General features: G+C 64.2%; 20 protein-coding genes. 10 read left to right on the forward strand and 10 right to left on the reverse strand.

Translation table 11 applies throughout. The features are described from left to right. Positions 1-4 precede the first annotated feature (4 nt). The 5 genes from folE to dacB form a co-directional block, all read right to left on the reverse strand. Positions 5-574: a GTP cyclohydrolase I FolE gene (folE, locus tag CTEST_RS11555; protein ID WP_047253856.1), complete on the reverse strand. Its 570-nt coding sequence runs from the start codon at positions 572-574 to the stop codon at positions 5-7. Next, entirely contained in the window at positions 571-2,997 is a 2,427-nt protein-coding gene (gene ftsH / locus CTEST_RS11560; protein ID WP_047253857.1) for an ATP-dependent zinc metalloprotease FtsH, read from the reverse strand. Before ftsH ends, folE begins: the two co-directional genes overlap by 4 nt. A 104-nt stretch (positions 2,998-3,101) precedes the next feature. Next, positions 3,102-3,689, reverse strand: a complete 588-nt coding sequence (gene hpt, locus CTEST_RS11565) for a hypoxanthine phosphoribosyltransferase (RefSeq protein WP_047254440.1) — start codon at positions 3,687-3,689, stop codon at positions 3,102-3,104. Positions 3,690-3,705: 16 nt separating this feature from the next. Beyond that, positions 3,706-4,617: a tRNA lysidine(34) synthetase TilS gene (gene tilS / locus CTEST_RS11570; RefSeq protein ID WP_376701803.1), complete on the reverse strand. Its 912-nt coding sequence runs from the start codon at positions 4,615-4,617 to the stop codon at positions 3,706-3,708. After that, positions 4,610-5,896, reverse strand: coding sequence for a D-alanyl-D-alanine carboxypeptidase/D-alanyl-D-alanine endopeptidase (gene dacB / locus CTEST_RS11575; RefSeq protein ID WP_047254441.1), 1,287 nt, complete (start codon positions 5,894-5,896; stop codon positions 4,610-4,612). The genes tilS and dacB overlap by 8 nt, the downstream gene beginning before the upstream one ends. 94 nt (positions 5,897-5,990) lie before the next feature. On the opposite strand from dacB, the gene CTEST_RS11580 reads away from it, so the two are divergent. From CTEST_RS11580 to CTEST_RS11595, 4 genes are all read left to right on the forward strand, one after another. Then, on the forward strand, positions 5,991-6,464 hold the full coding sequence (locus tag CTEST_RS11580) for an inorganic diphosphatase (RefSeq protein ID WP_047253859.1): 474 nt from the start codon (positions 5,991-5,993) through the stop codon (positions 6,462-6,464). A 262-nt stretch (positions 6,465-6,726) separates the two neighbouring features. Continuing rightward, positions 6,727-8,643, forward strand: a complete 1,917-nt coding sequence (locus CTEST_RS11585; protein WP_047253860.1) for a beta-glucoside-specific PTS transporter subunit IIABC — start codon at positions 6,727-6,729, stop codon at positions 8,641-8,643. A gap of 32 nt (positions 8,644-8,675) precedes the next feature. Further along, a complete protein-coding gene (locus CTEST_RS11590; RefSeq protein ID WP_047253861.1) occupies positions 8,676-10,118 on the forward strand; it encodes a 6-phospho-beta-glucosidase in 1,443 nt (480 codons plus the stop codon). 38 nt (positions 10,119-10,156) lie between these two features. Continuing rightward, positions 10,157-11,011, forward strand: a complete 855-nt coding sequence (locus CTEST_RS11595) for a PRD domain-containing protein (protein WP_047253862.1) — start codon at positions 10,157-10,159, stop codon at positions 11,009-11,011. Here the strand turns inward: CTEST_RS11595 and CTEST_RS11600 are convergent. Continuing rightward, positions 10,989-11,381, reverse strand: a complete 393-nt coding sequence (locus CTEST_RS11600; RefSeq protein WP_047253863.1) for a hypothetical protein — start codon at positions 11,379-11,381, stop codon at positions 10,989-10,991. The two genes, CTEST_RS11595 and CTEST_RS11600, sit on opposite strands and share 23 nt — an antisense overlap. 110 nt (positions 11,382-11,491) lie before the next feature. On the opposite strand from CTEST_RS11600, the gene CTEST_RS11605 reads away from it, so the two are divergent. The 3 genes from CTEST_RS11605 (at position 11,492) to CTEST_RS11615 (ending at position 16,225) form a co-directional block, all read left to right on the forward strand. Beyond that, positions 11,492-11,782: a rhodanese-like domain-containing protein gene (locus CTEST_RS11605; protein WP_047253864.1), complete on the forward strand. Its 291-nt coding sequence runs from the start codon at positions 11,492-11,494 to the stop codon at positions 11,780-11,782. Between the two features lie 69 nt (positions 11,783-11,851). Continuing rightward, a complete protein-coding gene (locus CTEST_RS11610) occupies positions 11,852-12,331 on the forward strand; it encodes a MarR family winged helix-turn-helix transcriptional regulator (RefSeq protein WP_047253865.1) in 480 nt (159 codons plus the stop codon). Positions 12,332-12,337: 6 nt separating this feature from the next. Then, positions 12,338-16,225 (forward strand): Pls/PosA family non-ribosomal peptide synthetase, encoded by a 3,888-nt coding sequence (locus CTEST_RS11615; RefSeq protein ID WP_047253866.1) that lies wholly within the window; start codon positions 12,338-12,340, stop codon positions 16,223-16,225. 16 nt (positions 16,226-16,241) lie between these two features. On the opposite strand, the gene ppk2 is transcribed toward CTEST_RS11615, so the two are convergent. From ppk2 to groL, 4 genes are all read right to left on the reverse strand, one after another. Further along, positions 16,242-17,141: a polyphosphate kinase 2 gene (gene ppk2, locus CTEST_RS11620; RefSeq protein WP_047253867.1), complete on the reverse strand. Its 900-nt coding sequence runs from the start codon at positions 17,139-17,141 to the stop codon at positions 16,242-16,244. Between the two features lie 145 nt (positions 17,142-17,286). After that, positions 17,287-17,493 carry a PorA family porin gene (locus tag CTEST_RS11625; protein WP_047253868.1) on the reverse strand — a complete coding sequence of 69 codons (207 nt, stop codon included), beginning with the start codon at positions 17,491-17,493 and terminating at the stop codon, positions 17,287-17,289. A 79-nt stretch (positions 17,494-17,572) separates the two neighbouring features. Continuing rightward, positions 17,573-17,755 carry a PorH family porin gene (locus CTEST_RS11630; RefSeq protein WP_047253869.1) on the reverse strand — a complete coding sequence of 61 codons (183 nt, stop codon included), beginning with the start codon at positions 17,753-17,755 and terminating at the stop codon, positions 17,573-17,575. Between the two features lie 540 nt (positions 17,756-18,295). After that, entirely contained in the window at positions 18,296-19,942 is a 1,647-nt protein-coding gene (groL, locus tag CTEST_RS11635; RefSeq protein ID WP_047253870.1) for a chaperonin GroEL, read from the reverse strand. Between the two features lie 202 nt (positions 19,943-20,144). Here groL and CTEST_RS11640 point away from each other — a divergent pair, with 202 nt between their 5' ends. The 3 genes from CTEST_RS11640 to CTEST_RS13150 all read left to right on the forward strand — a co-directional run bounded on the left by CTEST_RS11640 (position 20,145) and on the right by CTEST_RS13150 (position 23,203). Beyond that, positions 20,145-21,500, forward strand: coding sequence for a dipeptidase (locus tag CTEST_RS11640; RefSeq protein ID WP_047253871.1), 1,356 nt, complete (start codon positions 20,145-20,147; stop codon positions 21,498-21,500). A gap of 203 nt (positions 21,501-21,703) precedes the next feature. Further along, positions 21,704-22,192, forward strand: coding sequence for an acetyl-CoA acetyltransferase (locus tag CTEST_RS11645; protein ID WP_236686092.1), 489 nt, complete (start codon positions 21,704-21,706; stop codon positions 22,190-22,192). 39 nt (positions 22,193-22,231) lie between these two features. After that, entirely contained in the window at positions 22,232-23,203 is a 972-nt protein-coding gene (locus CTEST_RS13150; protein WP_052844391.1) for a hypothetical protein, read from the forward strand. The last annotated feature ends 497 nt before the right edge of the window (positions 23,204-23,700 follow it).

Raw genomic sequence — 23,700 nt, forward strand, 5'->3', positions numbered from 1 at the left:
CACCTTAACTGCGGATGAGGCTAAGAACCTCGGCGCGGGAGGCAGCGTTGGTCTTGAATCCGCCGCGCACCGCCGACGTCGTGGTCGTGGCCCCCGGCTTGCGGATGCCCCGCATCGCCATGCACAAGTGCTCACATTCGATGACCACGATCGCGGCCTGCGCGCCGAGCTTGTCCACGAGGGCATCAGCAATCTGCGAGGTCAGCCGCTCCTGCACCTGGGGCCGCTTGGCGTACATATCCGCCAGGCGAGCCAGCTTGGACAGCCCCGTCACGTGACCGGCCTTGCCCGGGATGTACCCGATGTGCGCCTTGCCATAAAAGGGCACCAGGTGATGCTCACACGTGGAATAGATAGGGATATCCCGGACGAGGACGAGCTCCTGGTGATCCTCCGCGAAGGTCTTCGTCAGCACCTCGGTCGGGTCGGAATGCAGCCCGGCGAAGATCTCCCGGTAGGAACGCGCCACGCGGGCCGGCGTTTCCTGCAGGCCCTCGCGGTCCGGGTCCTCACCGACCGCGATGAGCAGTTCCCTCACCGCGGCTTCGGCGCGTGCCTGATCGAACTCAGTCATTCGTCTTCCTTCGGGGTGCTGATCTCGGGGGACTTCATCTCGGGTGACGCGGTGTCTGCGGCGTCCGCCGCGGGCTTCTCAATCACGGCGGTATCGTCGCTGTCGGGTCGGCTTTCCGGCTGCTCGTGGTCCGGCAGGCGGAAACCGATGACCTCGGTCGGCGGGTCCTGCCTGTCGGCCTTTTCGGCGCTATCCGCCTGGTTGGCAGCAGTCCCGGCCGCGACCGAACCGTAGTTCTTCATACCCGGGTGCTCCCCATTGGTGGCGGAGTAGGAGTTGGACTTCGGCGGCCAGCCCGGCGCGGACCAGTCAGCGGGCGGCGGCGTGCCTCCGTAGCGAGCCGTCGTTTCCGGAGCATCCGGAGTATCCGAATCGCCGTTGTGGTGGTGGCGGCCCACGGCGGGCAGCTCCGCTTCCTTAGCCAATTCGGCCTGGCGCTTGGCGCGGGCCTCCTTCGACATCTCCAGCAGGGAGAAGCGCTTCGGTGGTTCCTCGCCGCGCTCGATGGCCATTTCGACGGGGGTTTTCACCGGCTCGCGGTCGGCCTGGCGGGCGAAGCGATCGTTCTCGCCGGGGAAGATGTCGTGGGCCGCGCGGGGCTCGATGCCCTCGAAGAGGACCTCGAGATCGGGGCGTCGCAACGTTTCCTTTTCCAGTAGCTTTTCCGCGAGGCGGTCGAGGTAGTCGCGGTTGTCGCGGAGGATGTTGTACGCCTGCTCGTGGGCGGCGTCGAGGAGGCGATGGGTCTCCTCGTCGATCTTCGCGGCAATGGCCGGGGACACCTCCAGCGTCCCGCCGCCCCCGCGACCGGAGAAGGGATCGCCCTGCTCCTGGCCGTACTTGACCACACCGAGCGTGGGCGACATGCCGTACTCGGTGAGCATGGCGCGGGCGATCTTGGTCGCCTGCTCGATGTCGGCGGAGGCACCGGTGGTGGGCTCGCCGAAGACGAGCTCCTCCGCGGCGCGGCCGCCCATGGCAAAGACGAGGCGGGCGAAGAGCTCATCGCGGTTGTACATGCCCTTGTCATCCTCGGCGGCGGTCATGGCGTGGCCACCGGTGCGACCGCGGGCGAGGATGGTGACCTTGTACACGCGCTCGATGTCCTTGAGCGCCCACGCGGCGAGGGTGTGCCCGCCTTCGTGGTAGGCGGTGACCTTCTTTTCCTTTTCGGAGATGACCTTGCCTTCGCGGCGGGGGCCGCCGATGACGCGGTCGGTGGCTTCTTCCAGGGCATCGGCGGTGATGACGTTGCCGCCGATGCGGGCAGTGAGCAGGGCAGCCTCGTTGAGGACGTTGGCCAGGTCAGCGCCGGACATGCCGGCGGTGCGCTTGGCCAGGGCGTTGAGGTCCGCGTCCGGGCCAAGCGGCTTGCCCTTGGCGTGGACGTTGAGGATCATCTCGCGGCCAGCGAGGTCGGGCGCGGTGACGGGGATCTGCCGGTCGAAGCGACCCGGGCGCAGCAGGGCGGGGTCCAGAATGTCGGGGCGATTCGTTGCGGCCATGAGGATGACACCCTCGCGGTCGCCGAAGCCGTCCATCTCCACGAGGAGCTGGTTGAGCGTTTGCTCGCGCTCGTCGTGGCCGCCGCCCATGCCGGAGCCGCGCTGGCGGCCAACGGCGTCGATCTCGTCGACGAAGATGATGCAGGGGCTGTTTTCCTTTGCCTGCTTGAATAGGTCGCGCACGCGGGAGGCACCGACGCCGACGAACATCTCCACGAAGTCCGAACCGGAGATGGAGTAGAACGGCACTCCGGCTTCACCGGCGACGGCGCGAGCCAGGAGGGTCTTGCCGGTACCGGGCGGGCCGTACAACAGCACGCCGCGGGGAATTTTCGCCCCCAATGCGTGGTAGCGGGCCGGGTCCTGGAGGAAGTCCTTGATCTCCACCAATTCATCCACCGCTTCGTCCGCACCTGCGACGTCGGCGAAGGTGTTGGTGGGCATGTCCTTGGTCAGTTCCTTGGCTTTGGAGCCGCCGAAGCCGAACATGCCGCCGGACTGCATGCGGGTGAAGAAGAAGAACAGCAGGCCGAAGAGAATGAGCATGGGCAACAGGAATCCGAGCATGCTGCCCAGGAAGCTGTCCTGCGTGACCTTGGTCGTGTACTTGTCAGCCCCGGAGTCCTTGACCGCGGTGAACACTTCCGGCGCGGTGCGGGCCGGGTACTGCGCCATGATCTCGTCGACGCCTTCGCGTTCCTCATACGTGATCGGCTCGCGCAGTTCGATGCGCACGCGCTGTTCGCGGTCATCGATCCGCACTTCCTTGGCGTTGCCGTCGTTGAGCTGCGCCATGGCCACGGAGGTATCTACCTGCTGGTAGTTGCGGGTGTCATCCGTGAATAGGGTGAACACGTACAGGGAAATGAGGACGACAGCGGCGACGAGGCCGATCTGAAGGATTCTCTTATTTTTCATGTATGCAGCCGCGCAGAGCTTGGGTAACTCTCGCGATCAATGCCTTTCGGGTGCGGTAGCTTAACTGACTCCACAACGGGCCGGGCGCGCCTTTTGTTCCCGCGCTAGTTACCGGAGTAGACGTCCGGGTGCAGGGTGCCCACGTAGGGAAGGTCGCGGTAGCGCTCGGCGTAGTCGAGGCCGTAACCGATGACGAACTCGTTGGGGATGTCGAAGCCGACGTCGAAAAGCTCAATGTCCGCCTTCACTACCTCCGGCTTGCGCAGCAAGGTGATCACTTCGAGCGTCTTCGGCTGGCGGGCGCGGAGGTTGCGCATAAGCCAGGACAGGGTGAGCCCCGAATCAATAATGTCCTCCACGATGAGGACGTTGCGGCCCTGAATCTCACGATCCAAATCCTTGAGGATGCGCACCACGCCGGAGGAGGTGGTGGAGTTTCCGTAGGAGGACACGGCCATGAATTCGACCTGCGCGGGGATGTCGAGCGCGCGGGCGAAGTCGGTGAGGAAGAACACTGCCCCCTTGAGCACGCACACGAGGATGAGGTCCTCCTCCGTGTCGCGGTGGGTCTCCGACACCCTCGCTGCTAGTTCAGCGATCCTGACCTTGAGGTCTTCTTCGCTGATCAACACCGCCTCGACGTCATCACCGTAGCGGTTGGCGGGGACGTGGAAGTCCTTCTTTTCGTGCATGCTCATGGCACCTTTCCTAGGCCTGCTCGGATAGTGACAGTCTGCCATTAGACCGCCGCACTTCCAACCTTCTTCCGTTGCGCTGGCCCACGGCCACCCCGCCCTGACCATGCCAGTCAATGCACAGCGCTTCCACCATGCTTATCGACGCCCCCGTCACTCCCACTCCGCACTCCCTCAGCCACGCCGCCAGGCGGCGGCGTCGCAGTGGTCCCGGCTGGGCGGCCAGTTCGGCGCAGTCATCGGTCGGGGTCCCCGCCAGCTCGGCGAGCAGCTCATTGTCGGCGGCGCTGCGCTCCGCCGCGGCGGCCAGCGGTTCCGAGGCATCACCCCCGATGAGCCGATGCAGCGCGGGCAGGATCTCCTGGCGCAGCGCCACGCGCCGAAAAGCCGGGTCCGCGTTGTGGGGGTCGTGCCACGGTTCCACGCCCAGCTCCGCGCAGGCCCCCACGGTATCGGCGCGTCGAATACCGAGGAAGGGACGAACGATGTGACCCGCACGCGGGCTCATCCCCGTCGGGTTGCCGCGCAGCGCCCCCAAAAGAAAGGTCTCGGCCTGGTCATCGAGGGTATGGGCGACCCACACCTCGTGGCCCGGCTCACTCAACGCCTGGTAGCGGACCTGACGGGCCTGGGCTTCGAGGTTGCCCGGCGGCACCCTCACCGCGCGCAGCTGCGCACTCGCCCCCAGCGCTTCCGCCTGCGCGAACGCCCGGCGCGCCACCGCACCCGAGCCCTCCTGCACCTGGTGATCCACCACGACCGCCAACACCTCCTGCCCCTCGGCCACCGCCGCGGCCACCAGGGCGAGGGAGTCTGCACCTCCCGACAAACCCACCGTGACGGGACCAGCGGTGAGGTGGGGACGCACGGCGCGTCGACAAGCAAGGAAGTGGGGGCTGTGCCGCGGGTACTCCACGTTAGGAATCCCGAATCGTCGAGGCCACGGTGTCCAGCGCCCGGCGCGCGGCGAGGATTTCCGAGCCGTTGGACAACAGCGCGAAGGAGTACACGCGGCCCGAATCCGCGGTGACGATGCCCGCGAGCGCCGACGTATTAGTCAACGTTCCCGTCTTGGCGCGCACCCACCCGCGGCCCGACTGATCCGCGTACCGATCCGACAAGGTGCCCTCCCCACCGGCTACCGGCAGGGTGGCCAGCAGGGGCCGCAGGTCGGGGTTGGTCGCCGCGTGGACAAGCACCTCATCCAGGACGCGCGGCGGGATGAGATTGAGCGTGGACAACCCGGAATTATCCGCCAGCGACACCCCCGTGAGGTCGATGTTGCGTGCGCGCAGCACATCAAGCGTCGCCTGCGTCGCCCCCTGCGCCGTCCCCGCCTGCCCCTGGTGCACAGCAACTTCGTGGCCCACTGCCTCCGCCATGACGTTGTCCGAATGCAACATCATCTCCGTCAACCGCTCAATGAGCGGCGGCGAACTCGTCTGGGCGACCACCTCTCCGTCCTCCGGCACGGGACCCAGCCCAACGGTGCTCGCCCCTACCCGATCAGCCACGGCCTTCGCCACATCCAACGCCGGGGTGTGGGAGCGCGGGACATCGCCCTCCGTCTGCCCAATCCGGGCGCCGTAGAGCATCGCGGGCTCCAGCGGGGCGATATATCCGGCATCGATGTCCGCCGGATCCCAGCCCGGCATGAGCGCCTCACCCGACCAGGCGGAGGTATCCACGAACACCTGCTCCACCGGGCCGATCTGCGCCGCCAGCTCATCGATCTGCTTGGCCGTCAGCCATACATCGCCCGCAGCACGGATGGTCACGGCCTTCTTATCCGCACTCTGGATGACCTCCGTCGTGATGACATCATCCGGGCCAAGCTCCCAGATCGCCGCCGCGGCCGTCAAAATCTTCGTCGCGCTGGCCGGCTGCAACGCCGTATCCGCATCCTGCTGCCACACCACCTCCCCGCTCACGGTGTCAGTGATCTGCCCGTGCAACGTGCCCAGGTCAGCGCCCACCTCAGATGCCAACAAGGAGCTGATCCGCGCAGCCAACGCGGCGTTATCTACCTCCCCCTCCGCATGGGCGGGGGTGAGAATCTGCGACGGCGCCGGGGCAGCCAGCGCAGGCGCGTGCGTGAGATCACCGTAATAACGCTGCGTGAGCACCCCAACGCCCGCGACACCCGCCACGGCCACCGCCACCACACCAGCGGTCAAGGACCACCACACCTTTTTTCCGCTCATTCCCAACAGACTAATGCCTCCCACCGACATGACCACGGCGGGCGGTAGAATGTGGGCAACATCCGCCACCCCAGCTAATTCAAGGAGCCACCACATGGGCGTTGAAGTCATCATCGAGATCCCCAAGGGTTCACGCAACAAGTACGAAGTCGACCACGAGACCGGCCGCGTCTACCTCGACCGCTACCTGTTCACCCCCATGGCCTACCCGGCCGACTACGGCTTCATCGAGCACACCCTCGGCGAAGACGGGGACCCGTTGGACGCCCTCGTCATCCTGCCCGAGCCCGTCTTCCCCGGCGTCGTGGTCAAGGCTCGCATCGTCGGCGTGTTCAAGATGACCGACGAAGCCGGCGGCGATGACAAGCTCCTCTGCGTCGTCGACGACCCCCGCTTCGACAACTTCCAGGAACTCGAGGACGTCTCCTCCTTCACCCTCGATGAGATCGAGCACTTCTTCGTCCACTACAAGGACCTCGAGCCGAACAAGGAGGTCACCGGTTCCGGCTGGGGCTCCCGCGAAGAGGCCGAGAAGATCCTCGCCGAGGCCGTTGCCCGCTACAAGTAGGCCCACCCTCAAATAGCGAACTGGCCTCGACCCTGCTGAGCGGGTCGGGGCCCATTGTGATTCAGCTCTAACAATCAGCCATTGACGTGGAGCAGTCACACCCATTAGGGTTTCCAACTGTAGCTATCAGGCCTGTTACTCATATCCGGAGGCATGAACCTGAGGCTCGTCCCATTCGACACTTCCGTCATGGACGCGCTTCTGTTCCCTTCTGGATTTTTTTGATTCGCGCCCTGCCGGACATCCCTGACAGGAGCACATCATGGCCGAAAAGGTTCGTGACTACCCCAAGCTCGCAGGAGATATCGTCGCTTTGGTGGGTGGCCCGGAAAACATCGTCTCCGCCACGCACTGCGCCACACGTCTCCGGTTCATCCTCAAGGCCCTCCCCGAAGGCGCCAAAGAAAAGATCTCCGCCCAACCCGGTGTCGTCGGCGTCCGGGAATCCGGCGGCCAACTCCAAGTGGTCATCGGCACGCACGTCAAGCAGGTCTACGACGCGCTCATGGATCAATTCCCCATCGATTCCACCGGCGAGGTAGAAGCGCCCAAAGAATCCATCATCAACCGCCTCATCAAGACCATGTCCGGCGTCTTCGCGCCGTTCATTTACATCCTCGCGGCCGCCGGCATTTTGCAAGGCAGCCTCATCCTCATCGGCCTCATCTGGCCAGCCTTCACCGAGACGGGAACCTACGAAGTCCTGTCATTCATGTCGTGGACGCCATTTACCTTCCTACCGATCTTCATCGGCATCACCGCCGCGCACCACTTCAAGGTCAACGTCTACACGGCCGTCCTGTGCACTGCCGCCCTGGTCAACCCCAGCCTCAGTGAGATCGCTGCCCGCGTGAGCGAGGGAGAGCACGTCAACTTCCTCGGCATTGCTCTGAGCCCCACCACGTACACCTCCACCGTGCTCCCACCGCTGATCATGGTCTGGCTGCTGTCCTACCTCGAGCGATTCCTCAACCGCATCCTGCCCGAGGTAGTCCGCCCGCTGTTCACGCCCTTCTTCTGCCTGCTGCTCATGGTTCCCGTCACCCTCCTCATCCTCGGGCCGATCTCCAATAACGGCGCGATCGCCGTGGCGGAAGGCTACAACTGGCTCGTCGACATCGCACCGCCCGTCGCTGCCGCCGTCGTCGGTGGCCTGTGGCAGGTGCTGGTCATCTTCGGCTTCCACTGGGGCATTACCCCCGTCATCCTGGCCAACTTCGCCGAGAACGGCAGCGACTCTTTCCAGGCCTTCCAGACTGCCGCCGTCCTGGGGCAGGTTGGCGCCGCCTTCGGTGTCTTCCTCCGCACCCGCAACCGGGAGCTGAAGACCGTCGCCGCCTCCGCCTCCGTCACCGGCATCTTCGGCATCACGGAGCCCGCCATCTACGGCGTCACGCTGCGCCTCAAGCGGCCCTTCATCATCGGCCTCATCGCCGGTGCCGTGGGCGCCATCATTATGTCCTTCTTCGGCACGCGCCACTACGTCTACGCCGGACTCCCCGGCCCGCTCACCCTCATCAACGCCCACCACCCGGGCACCAACTCGCTCCTTGGCATTATTCTCGGCGCCGGATTGGCCTTCTTCGGCGCGGCCATCGCCGTCTATCTCATCGGCTTCAAAGACATGCTCAATGATGCCCCGTCCGAGGCCTCAGAAGAAGACCTCGCCGCCTTCGAGGAAGCAGTGTCGTCCAGCGACGTAGCCAGCCGCATCGCCAGCCCACTGACGGGAGTCATCGTGCCGCTGAACTCCGTGGACGATCCAGTATTCGCCTCCGGATCCATGGGAGATGGCGTGGCCATCGAGCCCACCAGCGGGGAGGTCCACGCCCCCTTCGACGGAACCGTGGTTGCCGTTTTACCCTCACAACACGCCATCGGCCTGCGCTCGGACGACGGTATTGACCTGCTCATTCACGTCGGCCTCGACACCGTCTCCCTCCAAGGAAAGCCCTTCACCGTGGCAGTAGGACAAGGTGATCGGGTGCAGGCCGGCGACTTGCTCCTGTCCTTCGATCGGGATGCCATCCTGGCGGCCGGATTGGTCACCACCACCCCAGTCATCATCACCAACTCCAAGAAGTTCGGGTCCATCGTCCCGGTCCCGCAGAAGAGTCTCCGCCACGGGGATGAGCTGATGGTTGTGCTCGAACCCGCCCCTGCCTCGGTCAACCACTAGAGATCCACTAGAGATAAGGAATACGCACCCTGATGTCTCAGTCAACACTCCCCGCTGATTTCCTCTGGGGCGGCGCCGTCGCCGCCCACCAGTTTGAAGGAGGATGGAATGCCGGCGGCAAAGGCCCCAGCGTCGTCGACGTCCTCACCGCAGGTGCACATGGAAAGCCACGCCGCATCACCGCCACCATCGAGCCCGATGAGTACTACCCCAACCACGAGGCCATCGACTTCTACCACCAATTTGAGTCCGACATCGCTCTCTTCGCCGAGCTCGGCCTCACCTGCTTCCGCACCTCCATCGCCTGGAGCCGCATCTTCCCCCAAGGCGACGAAGACACCCCCAACGAAGAGGGACTTGCCTTCTACGACCGGGTCTTTGACACCTTGCTCAAGTACGGCATCGAGCCCGTGGTCACGCTCAGCCACTTCGAGCTTCCCCTCCACCTGGCCCGCCACTACGGCGGCTTCCGCAACCGCCAAGTCGTGGAATTCTTCGAGCGCTTCGCTCGTACCTGCTTCACCCGCTACCGCGACAAGGTGAAGTGGTGGATGACGTTTAACGAGATCAACAACCAGATGAACGTGGACAACCCCCTGTTCCTCTGGACCAACTCCGGCGTCACCCTCGACGACGGCGACAACGGCCGCGAGGTCATGTTCCGGGCAGGCCACCACGAACTCCTCGCCTCTGCCCGGGCCGTCGCCATCGGCCGAGAAATCAACCCCGAGTTCCGCATCGGCGCCATGATCGCCGCCGTTCCGGTCTACCCGTATTCCTGCAACCCGGATGACATCATGGCCGCCGAGATTGCCAACCGCGACCGATTCTTCTTCGGCGACGTCCAGGTCCGCGGCCACTACCCCAGGTACGCCCTCAAAGAATTCGAGCGCGGGGGATTCGACATCGGAATCCTCGACGGAGACGCCGAGATCCTCGCCAACGGCACCGTGGATTACCTCGGCTTCAGTTACTACATGTCCAACACCGTCAAGGCGGATGCCCACTCCGAGACGGCAGACAACCTCAACGGCGGCCTATCCAACTCCGTGGACAATCCCTACATCGGAGCCAGCGACTGGGGGTGGCCCATCGACCCGGTGGGGCTGCGCTACACCTTAAACACGCTGTACAACCGCTACGACATACCCCTGTTCATCGTCGAAAACGGCTTCGGCATGGTGGATGAGAAAGACAGCGACGGCCACTTCCAGGACGACGCCCGGATCGCCTACCTCGCCTCGCATATTGAACAGATGAAGGAGGCAGTCATCTACGACGGCGTGGAGCTCATCGGCTACACCCCGTGGGGCATCATTGACCTGGTCTCTTTCACCACCGGAGAGATGAAGAAACGGTACGGCATGATCCATGTTGACCGGGATAATGAGGGTCACGGTTCCCTCGCCCGGACGCCGAAAGCCTCCTTCGAGTGGTACCAGAAGGTCATCGCCACCAACGGCGATGTGCTGTAGTTAGCGATTAGGCTGCAGGATAGAAGGGAGGAAAGAACGTGAAGATAGTCAAGCCGCTCAACAACAGTTCTTTGTTGTGTGTCGACGACGACGGCCAGGAATGCGTCATCATGGGCCGCGGAATCGGCTTCGGCCGGAAACCTGGCGAAGACATTGATCCAGCGATCGCTGAGCAGACTTTCCGCCCTGCCCTGCCCGGCGAGGGGCATCAGCTGGCCAACCAAATCGCCGACTTGCCCCTCGATATCGTGGCGGTCGCTGCCACGATCGTGGAGCTGGGAGCTTCAGATCCGCTCCAATCGAGCGACCAGGCCGCGGTTCAGTCCCATGTCTTGGCCCTGGCCGATCACCTCACCTTCGCGTTGGAACGCCACCGGGACGGGATGGAGTTGACCTATCCCCTGCGCTGGGAGGTCACCCAGCTCTACCCTCGTGAGCTGGCGTTGGGCCACCAAGCGCTCGAACAGGTAGAGGCCGCGACGGGGGTTCGCCTCCCCGACGATGAGGCTGTCGCCATCGCCATGCACTTCGTCAACGCCCAATTCTCTGGCGGCGACTATTCCGCCACCGCGCGGATGACGGAGCAGATCAACCGAGTTCTCCAGGTTGTCAGCTCAGCGTTGGACACTGAGGTGGATCCAGAGTCGATGGATGTCGCCCGCTTTGTTACGCATCTGCGGTATCTGTTCGTGCGCATCGCGGAAGGGCGCCAGGTCTCCGGGCCAGCCGACGGCATTTCCGCGAGCATTCAGCAGGCCGCGCCGCGCTGGTATCGCGTCGCCGAGCATGTCCGAACGACGCTCGCGGTCGAAGGCGTGACCATCACTGACAATGAGGTCGCCTACCTCGCCCTTCACGTCGCCCGCTTGGCTACGTCTCCTTCGTGCGAATAGTGCCCACGGCCACTGCCGCGATTAGCCCGACGACGAACAGCCACACTCCCAGCGCAAAAATCACGATGGCTGGGATGTGCCCGGGGCTGATGATGAGCCACGCGACGCCGACGACCGCCCCGAGCCCACCCACCCAGGTCATCGGCCGGGGAATCCGGTTGGCCGGGACGCGCAGGACCCAGGCGAGCACCAGCACAACGATGAGGGGGAGCATGAGCAGGGCCAAGGTCATGGGGATCATGCCAAAGCCCAGCCGGAAGTAGAGGAAAGCTCCGCCCACTGCCCCCAGCACCGCCGCGGCAAGGGTAAGCCGCCACGCGATGATGCCGCTCAAACGCCGCAGCTGCTGATCATCCAGGGGTTGCTCCATGCCACTAAGGCTATGCCACGCCGGTTGCTTCGGCGAAGATGACGTTTCGAGCAGCAGACACAGAGGGGGCGCTACACTCGGCCCCACATTCCCCCAGCGAAAGGTGCAGCATGAAAAACGTCTCGGTCCACGAGGTCCCCACGGGAGTTCAGCTCATTGATGTCCGCGAGGTAGACGAGTTCAGCGTCGATCACGCGGCTGGTGCCACGAACATCCCACTGTCGGAGTTCACGTCACGGGTGTCGGAGATTGATGTCGACCGGGATATCTACGTCATCTGCAAGTCCGGCGGTCGCTCCGTGCAAGCTGCCGAGTACTTGGAGCTGGCGAGGGGACTGGAGCCGATCAATGTGATCGGTGGTACCGATGCCTGGCGTGATGCTGGGCTCCCCATGGAATAGCGCCTGGTTATTTAGTGGGCATCTACCCACGGTTTAACTTTTCCATCATTCGCGCCTACTATCGGGGCCATGGCGAATAAGGTTGATTCCACCCAGGGTCCTGAGTTGGTTCCCCTCTCTCTCCTTGAGTCACCCAGTTTTCAGCTGGAGCGGCTACGTCGGCGCACCCGCGATGAGGTGGAGTCGGCGCTGAGTACGCAGTCGACGTCTCTGCGGGAGTACTGGGTGTTGGCGTGCTTGGTCGATCGGGCGGCGGCCTCCCAGTCCACGCTCTCGGAGACGTTGGCGATTGATGCCTCGGACATGGTCCGGCTCATCGATTCTTTAGAGGCCCGGGGGTGGGCCAAGCGCGAGCGCGACCCGAAGGATCGTCGGCGGCAGATCGTCTCCTCCACGAAGAAGGGGGCGAAGGCGCAGGCCATGTTGGCCGGGCTCGTCGCCGACGCTGAGAACATCGCGCTGGATGAGTCCTCGAAGAAGCAGCTCAAGCACTTGCGCAATCTCTCCGTCGCCGTGCTGAGCCCCGCTGCGGAAGCGAAGGGGGCTTAGCGCACCGTGAGCATTCACAATGTTCCGCGCCAGTATCTTCGCGCGGGGGACGCCCCTGCCAAGCGCACGCTGTATCAGATCCTCGCCGCCACGGCTGCCGCCCATCCGGAGGCCGCCGCGCTGGATGATGGTGAGATCCTCACCTATTCCGAGCTCATGGAGTCCGTCGATGCGTGGGCCACTGAGCTGCATCGCAATGGGATTCGTCGGGGCGATCGCATCGGTATTCGGATGACGTCGGGCAATCGGGACCTTTATATCGCGATCCTCGCCACCATCGCTGCGGGTGCCGCCTATGTGCCGGTTGACGCCGATGATCCTGATGAGCGCGCGGACATGGTCTTCGGCGAGGCCGGCATCAATGGGGTGTTCACCGATGAGGGTTTCCGCATGCTCAAGCCCCGGGCGGGTGGTGATAAGCGTCGGCCTATGCTCGATGACGTCGCGTGGATCATTTTCACCTCTGGTTCGACGGGCAAGCCCAAGGGTGTTGCCGTGACCCACCGTTCGGCGGCCGCTTTTGTCGACGCCGAGGCGCAGATGTTCCTCGTTGATTCCCCCGGTGGCCCCTTGGGCCCGGAGGATCGCGTCCTCGCGGGCTTGTCAGTGGCTTTCGATGCTAGCTGTGAGGAAATGTGGCTGGCTTGGGGGCACGGCGCCTGCTTGGTGCCTGCCCCTCGTTCGCTGGTGCGCTCGGGCATGGACCTGGGGCCGTGGCTTATCCGCCGCGACATCACGGTGGTGTCCACTGTTCCCACTCTCGCTGGCTTGTGGCCCGCCGAGGCTTTGGACAATATCCGCTTGCTCATTGTCGGCGGCGAGGCCTGTTCCCAGGAGCTGGTCGATCGCCTGGCTACGCCGGATCGGGAGCTGTGGAATACCTACGGCCCCACGGAGGCCACCGTCGTTGCGTGCGGTACCCAGTTGCATCCGGGTCAGCCGGTGTCCATCGGGTTGCCGTTGGCGGGCTGGAACCTCATTGTGGTCGATGCTCAGGAGCAGCCGGTTCAGGTCGGCGAGGTCGGTGAGCTCGTCATCGGCGGCGTCGGTTTGGCGCGCTACCTCGACCCGGAGAAGGATCGGGAGAAGTACGCGCCCATGCCCTCGGTGGGGTGGGCGCGCGCCTATCGTTCGGGCGATCAGGTCCGCCTTGAGGAGGATGGGCTGTATTTCGTCGGTCGGGTCGATGACCAGGTCAAGATCGGTGGCCGTCGCATTGAACTCGGCGAGCTAGAGGCCAATGTCTCTGCTCTGCCTAACGTTTATAATTCGGCGGTCGCTGTCCAGACCACGGGGGCTGATCAGAAGGTCCTCGTCGCGTATGTGTCGTTGGAGCAGGCTGACCTCGGCTTCGATCATGAGGCCGCGCACGAGCGCCTCGCCGAGACGATGCCGGCTGCCCTCGTCCCGCGCATCTGCGTGCTCGACGAGCTGCCGATCCGCACGTCCGGCAAGGTGGATAAGGCTGCGTTGCCGTGGCCGCTGCCCGGCGTCGGGGTGGAGGCTACCAATCTCACCCCGACGGAGGAGTGGCTCGCGGAACTGTGGGTCGATGTGCTCGGCACGTCGGTCACGGATGCCGATGCCGATTTCTTCTCCCTCGGCGGCACCTCCCTCGCCGCGGCCACCCTCGTTGGCCGCATCCGCGAGCAGGTCCCCACGGTCGCGGTCCGCGATCTCTACGATCACCCCCGCCTTGGCGCGTTGGCGCTCACCGTGGAGGGTATCGCTGACTCCTCCGGAGTCTCGCTTTCCGACGCCTCCCCTACCGAACCTCGCACGATCGTCCCGGTGGGCGTCGATACGCGTCTTGTACAAGTTGCCGTGCAGGTGGTGACGATGACGCTCCAGGCGACAACCTGGATGGCCTGGTTGTTGCTGGGCGCCAACGTGGCGGCGCTAGCCGGCGTCGAGTGGGCGCGACACACGCCGTGGTGGCTGGTCATCACCCTGCTCATCGTCTTTGCAACCCCCCTTGGCCGCCTCCCGCTCGGCGGATTCGGCGCGCGCCTGGTCACTTCCGGTATTGAGCCCGGCGAGTACCCGCGCGGCGGGTCGACCCACCTGCGCATCTGGGCGGCTGAACGCTGGGCCGACGCCTCCGGTTCCCGCTCGATCGCCGGTGCCACCTGGGTGAATTATTACGCCCGCAGCCTCGGCGTGACAATGGGTCGCGGCGTCGATTTGCACTCCCTCCCACCCGTGACCGGCCTGCTCACGCTCGGCGATCATGCTTCCATCGAGCCGGAGGTCGATCTCAGCGGCTACTGGGTGGACGGCGATATCCTGCGCGTCGGCGCGATCGAGGTGCACGCGGACGCCCGCATCGGTACCCGGTCAACGCTCCTACCCGGCACGATCATCGGCGAGGATGCCCACGTCGAAGCCGGTTCCACGGTCACCGGCACCAAGACCATCAAGAAGGGTTCGCGCTGGTCCGGCTCCCCGGCCGTGAAGGTGGGGCGTTCGAAGCACCGCTTCCCCGATGAGCACCCGCCCCGGCGCTCCCGGTGGGTACCCATCTACGGGTTTACCTCCATCCTGCTCAGCCTCATGCCCATGGTGGCCATCGCGCTCGGCTCCGCGCTCGTGATCTCCCTCGTGGAGCTCACCGGCGGTCAACCTTTCGTGGGCGCGGTCCTGTTCGCCCCGCTCGGTGCCCTCGTCGTCTTCGCCTTCTACCTCGTCGCTACCTGGTTGGGCGTCCGGGTGCTCTCCCTCGGCCTCACCCCCGGCGTCACTCCGGTCCGTTCCCTCCAAGGCTGGCGCCTGTGGGCCATCGAACGCCTCATGGATGACGCCCGCACCTACCTCTTCCCCCTCTACGCCAGCCAGCTCACCCCGCTGTGGCTGCGCTCGCTGGGCGCGACGATCGGCAAAGACGTCGAGATCTCCACCGCCGTGATGATCCCCTCCCTCACCGAGGTCCGCGACGGCGCCTTCCTCGCCGATGACACCATGGTCGGCGGCTACGAACTGGGCGGCGGATGGATGCTCACCGGTGACACCCGCGTGGGCAAACGCAGCTTCGTCGGCAACTCCGGCATCACCGGCCCCGGCCGCAAGCTGGCCAAAAACTCCCTCGTGGCCGTCTTGTCCTCCACCCCCCGCAAAGCCAAAGCCAACTCCAACTGGTGGGGCTCCCCGCCGGAGCGGATGCGCCGCGTCACCGTCGCCGCCGATGGTGGCGACGCCCTCACCTACCACCCCGGCACCAAGGTCAAGGTCTTCCGCGGGCTCGTCGAAACGATGCGCCTGTTGGCACCCATGACGTCAGCGATGCTCCTCGCGGGTGTACTGGGCACCTTCCTCACGCTGCTCAACGAAGTTGGCCTGTGGGCCACCTGGCTGCTCGGCGGCCTGGTTCTCATGGCGGCAGGATTGCTCGCCATGGGCATCACCGTGGCAGTCAAATGGTGCTGCGTCGGCCGCCATCGGCCCGGCGATCATCCCCTGTGGTCGAGCTTCGTGTGGCTCAACGAACTGCAAGACACCTTCGTCGAAACCGTCGCCGGCCCCTGGTTCCTCGTCCCCAACCTCGGCACCGGAGAACTCAACCTCGCACTCCGCGCGCTCGGCGTCACCATTGGCCGCGGCGCATGGATCGAGTCCTACTGGTTCCCCGAAACAGACCTTTGCGACGTCGGCCGTGGCGCCACCGTCGGCCCCGGCACCGTCGTCCAAACTCACCTTTTCCAAGACCGCGTCATGAGCCTCGACGTCGTGTCCCTCGGCGCGGGCGCCACCCTCGCCGCCCACTCCGTCGCCCTCCCGGCGGCCACGCTTGGCGACGCCGCGACCGTCGGCCCCGGCTCCCTCGTCATGCGCGGCGATCGGGTCCCCGCCAACTCCCTATGGCAGGGCAACCCGATCGAACCGTGGAAGCAGAGCTAAACGGGGCTAGCCGGGGCTAGTCGCCGATCTGATCCCGCCCGCGGAGAACAATGAGCGGGTCCGGCTCCCCCACCAGCTCGTGATCTTTATTGGTGTACTCAAACTTGGACAAGATGTAGCGCATCGCGTTGATGCGGGCGCGCTTCTTGTCATTGGACTTGATGGTCACCCACGGCGACTCATCAGTGTCCGTGTAGCGGAACTGCTCCTCCTTGGCGCGGGTGTAATCATCCCACTTATCCAGCGACGCCAAGTCCATCGGCGAAAGCTTCCACTGGCGCACCGGGTCCACCTGGCGGATAGCGAAGCGGGTGCGCTGCTCCTTCTGCGTCACCGAGAACCAGAACTTGGTCACCGAGATCCCCGAACCGAGGAGCATGTTCTCCAACATCGGCACCTCCCGCAGGAACTCCGCGTGCTGTGATTCTGTGCAGAAACCCATAACGCGCTCCACGCCCGAGCGGTTGTACCAGGAGCGGTCGAAGAACACGATCTCACCGGCGGCGGGGAAATGCGCGATGTAGCGCTGGAAATACCACGACGTCGACTCACGCGGCGAGGGCTTCTCTAAAGCCACCGTCCGAGCACCACGGGGGTTGAGGTGCTCATTGAAGCGCTTGATCGTGCCGCCCTTACCGGCGGCGTCCCTGCCCTCGAAGATAATAATGTGCCGCTGACCAGTGTCCTTGGTCCAGTTCTGCCACTTCAACAGCTCGATCTGTAAGGAACGCTTAGTTTTTTCATACTCTGCCCGCGAAACCCGCTCATCGTACGGGTAGTTCTCGCGCCAGGTTTCAATCGCGGTTCCATCGGGGCGAAGGAGTACCGGATCATCTTCGTCGGAATCGTCCACGACGTAACCCTCGGTTTTTGCGAGGTCAATGACGGGGAGATCGTCGTCCTTTTGGTCAGCCATAGCTCTAATCCTAGACCGTGATTTCCCTTGACGCGCAGTGAAACGGAGCATCCCACACCCCTGATAGGACACATAGCTTAAGGCCCCGACCCGCAAGGGGTCGAGGCCTTAAGAAAAACTCTGGGTCAGATCCCAGCGGCTGGAATTAGTTAACCAGGCCGATGAGGGAGTTGACGGCACCGGCCCAGTCGCCAGCGTTCTTCAGGAAGTTGAAGACGTAGGAAACGATGGTCGGGTACTTCTCGCCCTCGAACTCGAAGCCGGAGGACAGGCCGATCCAGGAATCGAAGAGGCCGGACTCGGTGACGGGCTTCGGTGCTGCGGTGGTGGTTTCTGCGGCTGCGTTTGCCATGAGGATTCTCCTTGGGAGTGAAAAGAAAAGCGGGGAACGTACTTAGTGGATCAGCAGGTGCTGCCAATCCGGGAAGGAATTACTCCTTACCCGTGAACTCCTTGGAGGAGGTGAACTCAGCGTTGGAGCTCAGGTTGCCGAAGTTGTCGAAGAAATCGACGAAGCCCTTGAGCAGCAGCGGGATCTCCTGGAAGGCCTTGCCAACGTTCTTGCCGAAGGTAGCGAAGTTGCCCAGGTTCTCCTGGATGAAATCGAGATCCATTATGTATGTCTCCTTGAGAGGAACCAGCTAGAAGCCGGTGTGAATTGACTCTTACTGACACCTCAGGGCGTCACGGGGATCATTCTTTCACAATCTGCGGGTTCGTCAAGCGCTATCCCGGACTATTTTTCAGCGTCCGCGGACGTCACATTCCGATCTCATTGCTTAACTTACCCAAGCATTGTCGCTGGCCATGGCGTTGACCTGCGGAAACATTTCATAACAGTTCGACAAATTACCAAGCCCGCCCTCACCTGGTAACGCATCCCGTATGCGTGCCGATAGGATTCCCTCACCGCACACCGCAACAGCCACACCAAATACCCCCATCCGGGGGCCAATCGCCACCCTCGCCCCACCGTAATTCCGCCATCCCGGCAGCGCACCTACCACCGCACATAATGAGGAAACTATCAAAGCTCACTCCGGCAACCGAGCCCCGAAGATAGGACCTTTCCCCTAAAAAACAACAATGTGCCCGCGGGGGCGACCTCCTGAGCTAGGATGTCGCCCCCGCGGGCACAAGCGGGTGAGGCTGGGTTAGAAGCCCATGCCGCCCATAGCGTCGCCAGCGCCTTCCGGCATGCCCGAGCCAGCCGGCTCCGGCTTGTTAGCCACAACTGCCTCGGTGGTGAGGAACAGAGCGGCAATAGAAGCGGCGTTCTGCAGTGCAGAGCGGGTGACCTTGACCGGGTCGTTGATGCCAGCGGCCATGAGGTCAACGTACTCGCCGGTGGCGGCGTTGAGGCCCTGGCCGGCGGGCAGGCCAGCCACCTTGTCAGCGACGACGCCAGCCTCGAGGCCAGCGTTGATGGCGATCTGCTTCAGCGGGGAAGAGAGAGCCTCGCGGACGATCTTGACGCCGGTGGCCTCGTCGCCGGTGAGGCCGAGGTCGTCGTCAAGCACATGCGATGCCTGCAGGAGGGCGACGCCACCGCCGGCGACGATGCCCTCATCGACAGCAGCCTTGGCGTTGCGCACGGCATCCTCGATGCGGTGCTTGCGCTCCTTGAGCTCGACCTCGGTGGCGGCACCGACCTTGAGGACTGCGACGCCGCCGGCCAGCTTGGCCAGGCGCTCCTGCAGCTTCTCGCGGTCGTAGTCGGAGTCAGAGTTGTCGATCTCGGCGCGGATCTGCTTGACGCGGCCTTCGATCTGCTCCTGGGAGCCGGCCCCCTGGACGATGGTGGTGTCATCCTTGGTCACGACGACCTTGCGGGCGGAGCCCAGCAGCGGCAGGTCAGCGTTTTCCAGGGTCAGGCCGACCTCTTCGGCGATGACCTGGCCGCCGGTGAGGATGGCAATGTCCTGCAGCTGAGCCTTGCGGCGATCACCGAAGCCCGGTGCCTTGACGGCGACGGACTTGAAGGTGCCGCGGATCTTGTTCACCACGAGGGTGGACAGGGCTTCGCCCTCGACGTCCTCGGCGATGATGAGCAGCGGCTTGCCGGACTGCATGACCTTCTCCAGCAGCGGCAGGAGGTCCTTGATGTTGGAGATCTTGGAGGAGACGAGCAGGATGTACGGATCCTCGAGAACGGCCTCGCCGCGCTCCAGGTCGGTAGCCATGTAACCGGAGATGTAGCCCTTATCGAAGCGCATGCCCTCGGTAACTTCGAGCTCCACGCCGAAGGTGTTGGACTCCTCGACGGTGATGACGGAGTCCTTGTTCACGTGGCCGTTGCCCACGGCGTACATCGCCTTGGCGATCTGGGCGCCGATGGCCGGGTCAGCGGCGGAAATGCCAGCGGTAGCGGCGATCTCTTCCTCGGTCTCGACCTCCTTGGCGGAGGCGAGGAGGGACTCGGTCACCTTAGCGGTAGCCTGCTCGATGCCGCGTTTAATGCCCATCGGGTTGGAGCCGGCGGCGACGTTGCGCAGACCTTCGCGCACGAGTGCCTGGGCCAGGACGGTAGCGGTGGTGGTGCCGTCGCCAGCGACGTCGTCGGTCTTCTTGGCAACTTCCTTGACCAGCTCAGCGCCGATCTTCTCATAAGGATCTTCCAGCTCGATTTCCCGAGCGATGGAGACACCATCGTTGGTAATGACCGGGGCGCCCCAGCCACGTTCCAGGACGACGTTGCGGCCCTTGGGGCCGAGGGTGACGCGGACGGCGTCGGCAAGCGTGTTCAGGCCACGCTCGAGGCCGCGGCGTGCTTCTTCGTCAAAGGCGATGATCTTTGCCATGTGATTGTGCTCCTTGATGTTATTTAGGACGACACTCACGTCTGCACTTCAAAAGGCGCCCGCGACGGCACGGTCGGCGAGTGTGAACCAACCTCAACCCCTGAAGACATCGTTTTCTGGCACTCAGTCTATTCAAGTGCTAGGTCCGTTTTTAGCACTCTCCGGCCCCGAGTGCAAAGTATTTCGCGTTAGGGTGGTTCCCATGACTGACGTAACGCACCTTCGCACCCACATCCTCGGCCAGCGGGAGCAGATTTTCGCTGACCTCTCCGCCCTCTGTTCCTTCGATTCCGTCCACAACGAGCCCGGCCACGAGCAGGACACAGCCGCAGCCGCCGAGTGGACCCGTCAAGCGCTTATCGACGCCGGGCTCACCGTCACCACCCACCTCACCGCCGACGGTTCCACCGCCGTCATCGGACGGCAAGAACCCAGCGAAGGCATGCCGACGGTCCTGCTGTACTCCCACTATGACATCGTCCCCGCCGGCGATCCCGCGAAGTGGACCTCCGATCCCTTCACCCTCACCGAGCGCGACGGCCGCTGGTACGCCCGGGGTGCTGCGGACTGCAAGGGCAACCTCGCCATGCACCTCGCTGCCCTGCGCGCTGTCACCGCCGCCGGCGGCACCCGCCTCGGCCTCATCGTCCTCGTCGAAGGTTCGGAAGAGCGCGGCGGCGAAGGCCTCGACCACCTCCTGCGCACCCAGCCGGAGCTGTTCCGCGCCGACGCGATCATGATCGCCGACACGGGCAACGCGGCCGTCGGTACGCCGACGCTGACCACCTCCCTGCGCGGTGGCGCGCAGGTCACCGTCACCGTGGACACCCTCCGCGCGCCGCTGCACTCCGGCGGCTTCGGCGGGGCGGCGCCCGACGCCGTCGCGGCGCTCGTCCGCCTGCTGGACACCCTGCGTGACGATGCCGGACGGACGGTGATCGACGGCGTCGATACGCACACAAAGTGGCAGGGCGAACCCTACGAGGCCGACGCCTTCCGCACCGATGCGGGCATCCTCGACGGCGTCGACATCATGGGAACGCGTGACGACGCCCCCGCCGACATGGTGTGGGCCCGCCCCGCCATCACCATCACCGGCTTCACCTCCACCCCCGTCGCCGAGGCCGTCAACGCCGTCCCCGCCACCGCCCAAGCAAAGCTCAACCTGCGCGTCCCCCCGGGAATGGATGCCGACGACGTCGTGGCCAAGCTCGACGCCCACCTGCACGCCCACGTGCCCTGGGGCGCACACCTCACAGTCGACATCGACGACATCAACCAACCCTTCAGCACCGACACCGCCGGCCCCGCCCTCGGACTCCTCCGCAGCTGCCTCGCCCGCGCCTACGACACCGACAAAGCCGCCACCATCGGCACCGGCGGCTCCATCCCCCTCACCCTCGCCCTGCAGGAAACCTTCCCCGACGCCGAAATCGCCCTCTACGGCGTCGAAGAGCCCCTCACCACCATCCACTCCCCCGACGAATCCGTCGACCCCACCGAAATCGAGCACATCGCCCTCGCCGAAGCCACCTTTTTAATGGAATTCGGCGCCTAGGGCTTGCACGCAAATGTGACAGGCGTTACTGTCACAGTGTGACTTACAACATCCTTACTCTTCAGCGAGTAGCGAAGGCTACCAACCCCAACGCGGCATAGGGACTGACTCCCCGCGTATGGGGCAGTAGTCGTTATTCCACCCGCACCACGAAGAGTCGGTCCACCTCCCCTTCCCCTCGAAGAGCCCGAAAAAGGATCGACATGTTGAAGCACACCACCCAGGTTCTCCAGACCGACGACCCCTTCCACGCCCGTTTTGGCAGCCACCTCCCCCGGGAACTCCGCGCCGAAGCCGACGGCATGACCTGGTCACTATTCAGCGCCACCTACGCCCCGCACGCCGACATCCGCATCACCCGCCTGGACTGCACCCCGGGGCGCGGCGGCACCCAGCACTTCTCCGCCGAGCTGACGTTCCTGTCCAAGACCGAGCCGCCGATGACCGCCGAGCACACCATCGACGCCATGGGCACCGCCTCCGCCTGCACCCACCTGCTAGCCGACGCCGGACGCCACGTCGAAATCCACGCCTTCCACCAGGTCGAACTCTTCGAGGCCACCGCCACCTTCGTCAAAGTCGGCCACCAAACCGCCGACCAGCGCACCGCCTGGGCCATGGGCTTCGGCCCCACCCCAGCCACCTCCATCGCCGCCGCCCTCTCCTCCGGCGCCCAACGCATCTACGGCTAACCCGGCGCGATACAGCTTCAGCGCCTAAAGTGCTGAAGCATGAACGAGGTCGGGGGGCCGCTCATCTCACTGCGGACAAGCCCAAACAACCAACGCCGAACAGTGCCCACCTCCCGTGAGCACCTCAAACTTGCCCCTGCCATATATATCAGCAAAGCCGACTTCTACCGCCTCTCCACCATCGACATGATTTGCGCGCGGGCGCTGGCCTGGGCGGCAGCCCGGCCAACATCCATCATTTCTGGATTCTCCGCCGCCGCCTTCCATACCTTCCCCATGCCACAGTGGGCGCACACTGAACCAACCGAGCTATCCCTACCCGCCTACCACAGCTCCCACCCCATGAATGGCCTGCTCCCCCGCCACCATCCACCCGCCCTGCAGCAACGCGCCAGGTGGGTGCGCCACCCATTGGGAACCGCCCGCGTCACCGACCCCCTCCTCACCGGACTAGACCTCGGCCGCTGGCACCGCCGCCACCTCGGGGTCCAAGCGTTAGACCAAGGCCTGCGTGAGGGGCTATTCTCCGCCGACGAGCTTGCGGATGTCGTCGCCGAACTTGGCCCTCTTAGCGGCGTCGAGACAATGCGGCAAGTAGCCCGCCAAGCCACGCCCTACTCCGAAAGCCCCCGCGAATCCATGCTCAAGTCTTACCTCTTCGACGCCGGCCTCCCCGCCCCGCACCAACAAGCAACGATCTACCACCGCTCGGGAGCCATGCTCGGGCGCTTCGACTTCTTCTGGCCCTCTATCAGCTTCGCCGTGGAATACGACGGCCAAGGCAAATACCTCGGCGAGTATGGCACCGACCGAGAAGAAGCAGTATTCAATGATCTGCACCGCCAGCACTCCTTGAGCAATCAGGGCATCACAATTTTCCGGGCCAACAAGTTCAACTTCCCCGACGGCAGCGCCATCGACGGGATCCGGGAACTGCACCAGCTGCTATCCATGCGCAATTTGCCATTCGTTAACGGCCGATGGGAGAGCGCCGGGCTGGCGTGGCGGTGATTTCTCTTTCGTGTCGCGATCAGGGCGTCGCGAGGACGATCGCCCCTACACGGATTCTCTAGAATCAATCGTATGACCTATCATCGGCGCAGGTCGGCGAATTCCCCGCCGCACATTTTAGAGAATCTATGTAGGCACCCCTCCCCAGCACCCATCCATGCATGGTGTGCCATCCATTAACGGCCGCCGCAGCCTCCCGGCGGGGATTTTCGTTCAGGTCGCGATCAGGGCGTCGCGAGGACGATCATCCCTACATAGATTCTCTAGAATCAATCGTATGACTTATCATCAGCCCAGGTCAGCCAACTCCCCGCCGCGCATTCTAGAGAATCTATGTAGCTCACCCCACGACCCCTACCGCGAACCGGCCCATCCGCCAGGGGCAATGCAGCGGATACCTATATAACAGTCAACAGGTACACTGTCCAGAGTTGGCCGCGCTACAGACGGACGCCGCCTCTATCGTGGGCGTCTCAGTGATTTCAACAGCGAGATTT

This window comes from Corynebacterium testudinoris (assembly GCF_001021045.1).
Lineage (GTDB): Bacteria > Actinomycetota > Actinomycetes > Mycobacteriales > Mycobacteriaceae > Corynebacterium > Corynebacterium testudinoris.

What these genes read in the sequence shown, in the direction of transcription:
- folE (WP_047253856.1), bottom strand. Translation starts at nt 574, where the DNA reads ATGACTGAGTTCGATCAGGCACGCGCCGAAGCCGCGGTGAGGGAACTG.
- ftsH (WP_047253857.1), bottom strand. Translation starts at nt 2,997, where the DNA reads ATGAAAAATAAGAGAATCCTTCAGATCGGCCTCGTCGCCGCTGTCGTC.
- hpt (WP_047254440.1), bottom strand. Translation starts at nt 3,689, where the DNA reads ATGCACGAAAAGAAGGACTTCCACGTCCCCGCCAACCGCTACGGTGAT.
- dacB (WP_047254441.1), bottom strand. Translation starts at nt 5,896, where the DNA reads ATGAGCGGAAAAAAGGTGTGGTGGTCCTTGACCGCTGGTGTGGTGGCG.
- CTEST_RS11580 (WP_047253859.1), top strand. Translation starts at nt 5,991, where the DNA reads ATGGGCGTTGAAGTCATCATCGAGATCCCCAAGGGTTCACGCAACAAG.
- CTEST_RS11585 (WP_047253860.1), top strand. Translation starts at nt 6,727, where the DNA reads ATGGCCGAAAAGGTTCGTGACTACCCCAAGCTCGCAGGAGATATCGTC.
- CTEST_RS11590 (WP_047253861.1), top strand. Translation starts at nt 8,676, where the DNA reads ATGTCTCAGTCAACACTCCCCGCTGATTTCCTCTGGGGCGGCGCCGTC.
- CTEST_RS11600 (WP_047253863.1), bottom strand. Translation starts at nt 11,381, where the DNA reads ATGGAGCAACCCCTGGATGATCAGCAGCTGCGGCGTTTGAGCGGCATC.
- CTEST_RS11605 (WP_047253864.1), top strand. Translation starts at nt 11,492, where the DNA reads ATGAAAAACGTCTCGGTCCACGAGGTCCCCACGGGAGTTCAGCTCATT.
- CTEST_RS11610 (WP_047253865.1), top strand. Translation starts at nt 11,852, where the DNA reads ATGGCGAATAAGGTTGATTCCACCCAGGGTCCTGAGTTGGTTCCCCTC.
- ppk2 (WP_047253867.1), bottom strand. Translation starts at nt 17,141, where the DNA reads ATGGCTGACCAAAAGGACGACGATCTCCCCGTCATTGACCTCGCAAAA.
- CTEST_RS11625 (WP_047253868.1), bottom strand. Translation starts at nt 17,493, where the DNA reads ATGGCAAACGCAGCCGCAGAAACCACCACCGCAGCACCGAAGCCCGTC.
- CTEST_RS11630 (WP_047253869.1), bottom strand. Translation starts at nt 17,755, where the DNA reads ATGGATCTCGATTTCATCCAGGAGAACCTGGGCAACTTCGCTACCTTC.
- groL (WP_047253870.1), bottom strand. Translation starts at nt 19,942, where the DNA reads ATGGCAAAGATCATCGCCTTTGACGAAGAAGCACGCCGCGGCCTCGAG.
- CTEST_RS11640 (WP_047253871.1), top strand. Translation starts at nt 20,145, where the DNA reads ATGACTGACGTAACGCACCTTCGCACCCACATCCTCGGCCAGCGGGAG.
- CTEST_RS11645 (WP_236686092.1), top strand. Translation starts at nt 21,704, where the DNA reads ATGTTGAAGCACACCACCCAGGTTCTCCAGACCGACGACCCCTTCCAC.
- CTEST_RS13150 (WP_052844391.1), top strand. Translation starts at nt 22,232, where the DNA reads ATGAACGAGGTCGGGGGGCCGCTCATCTCACTGCGGACAAGCCCAAAC.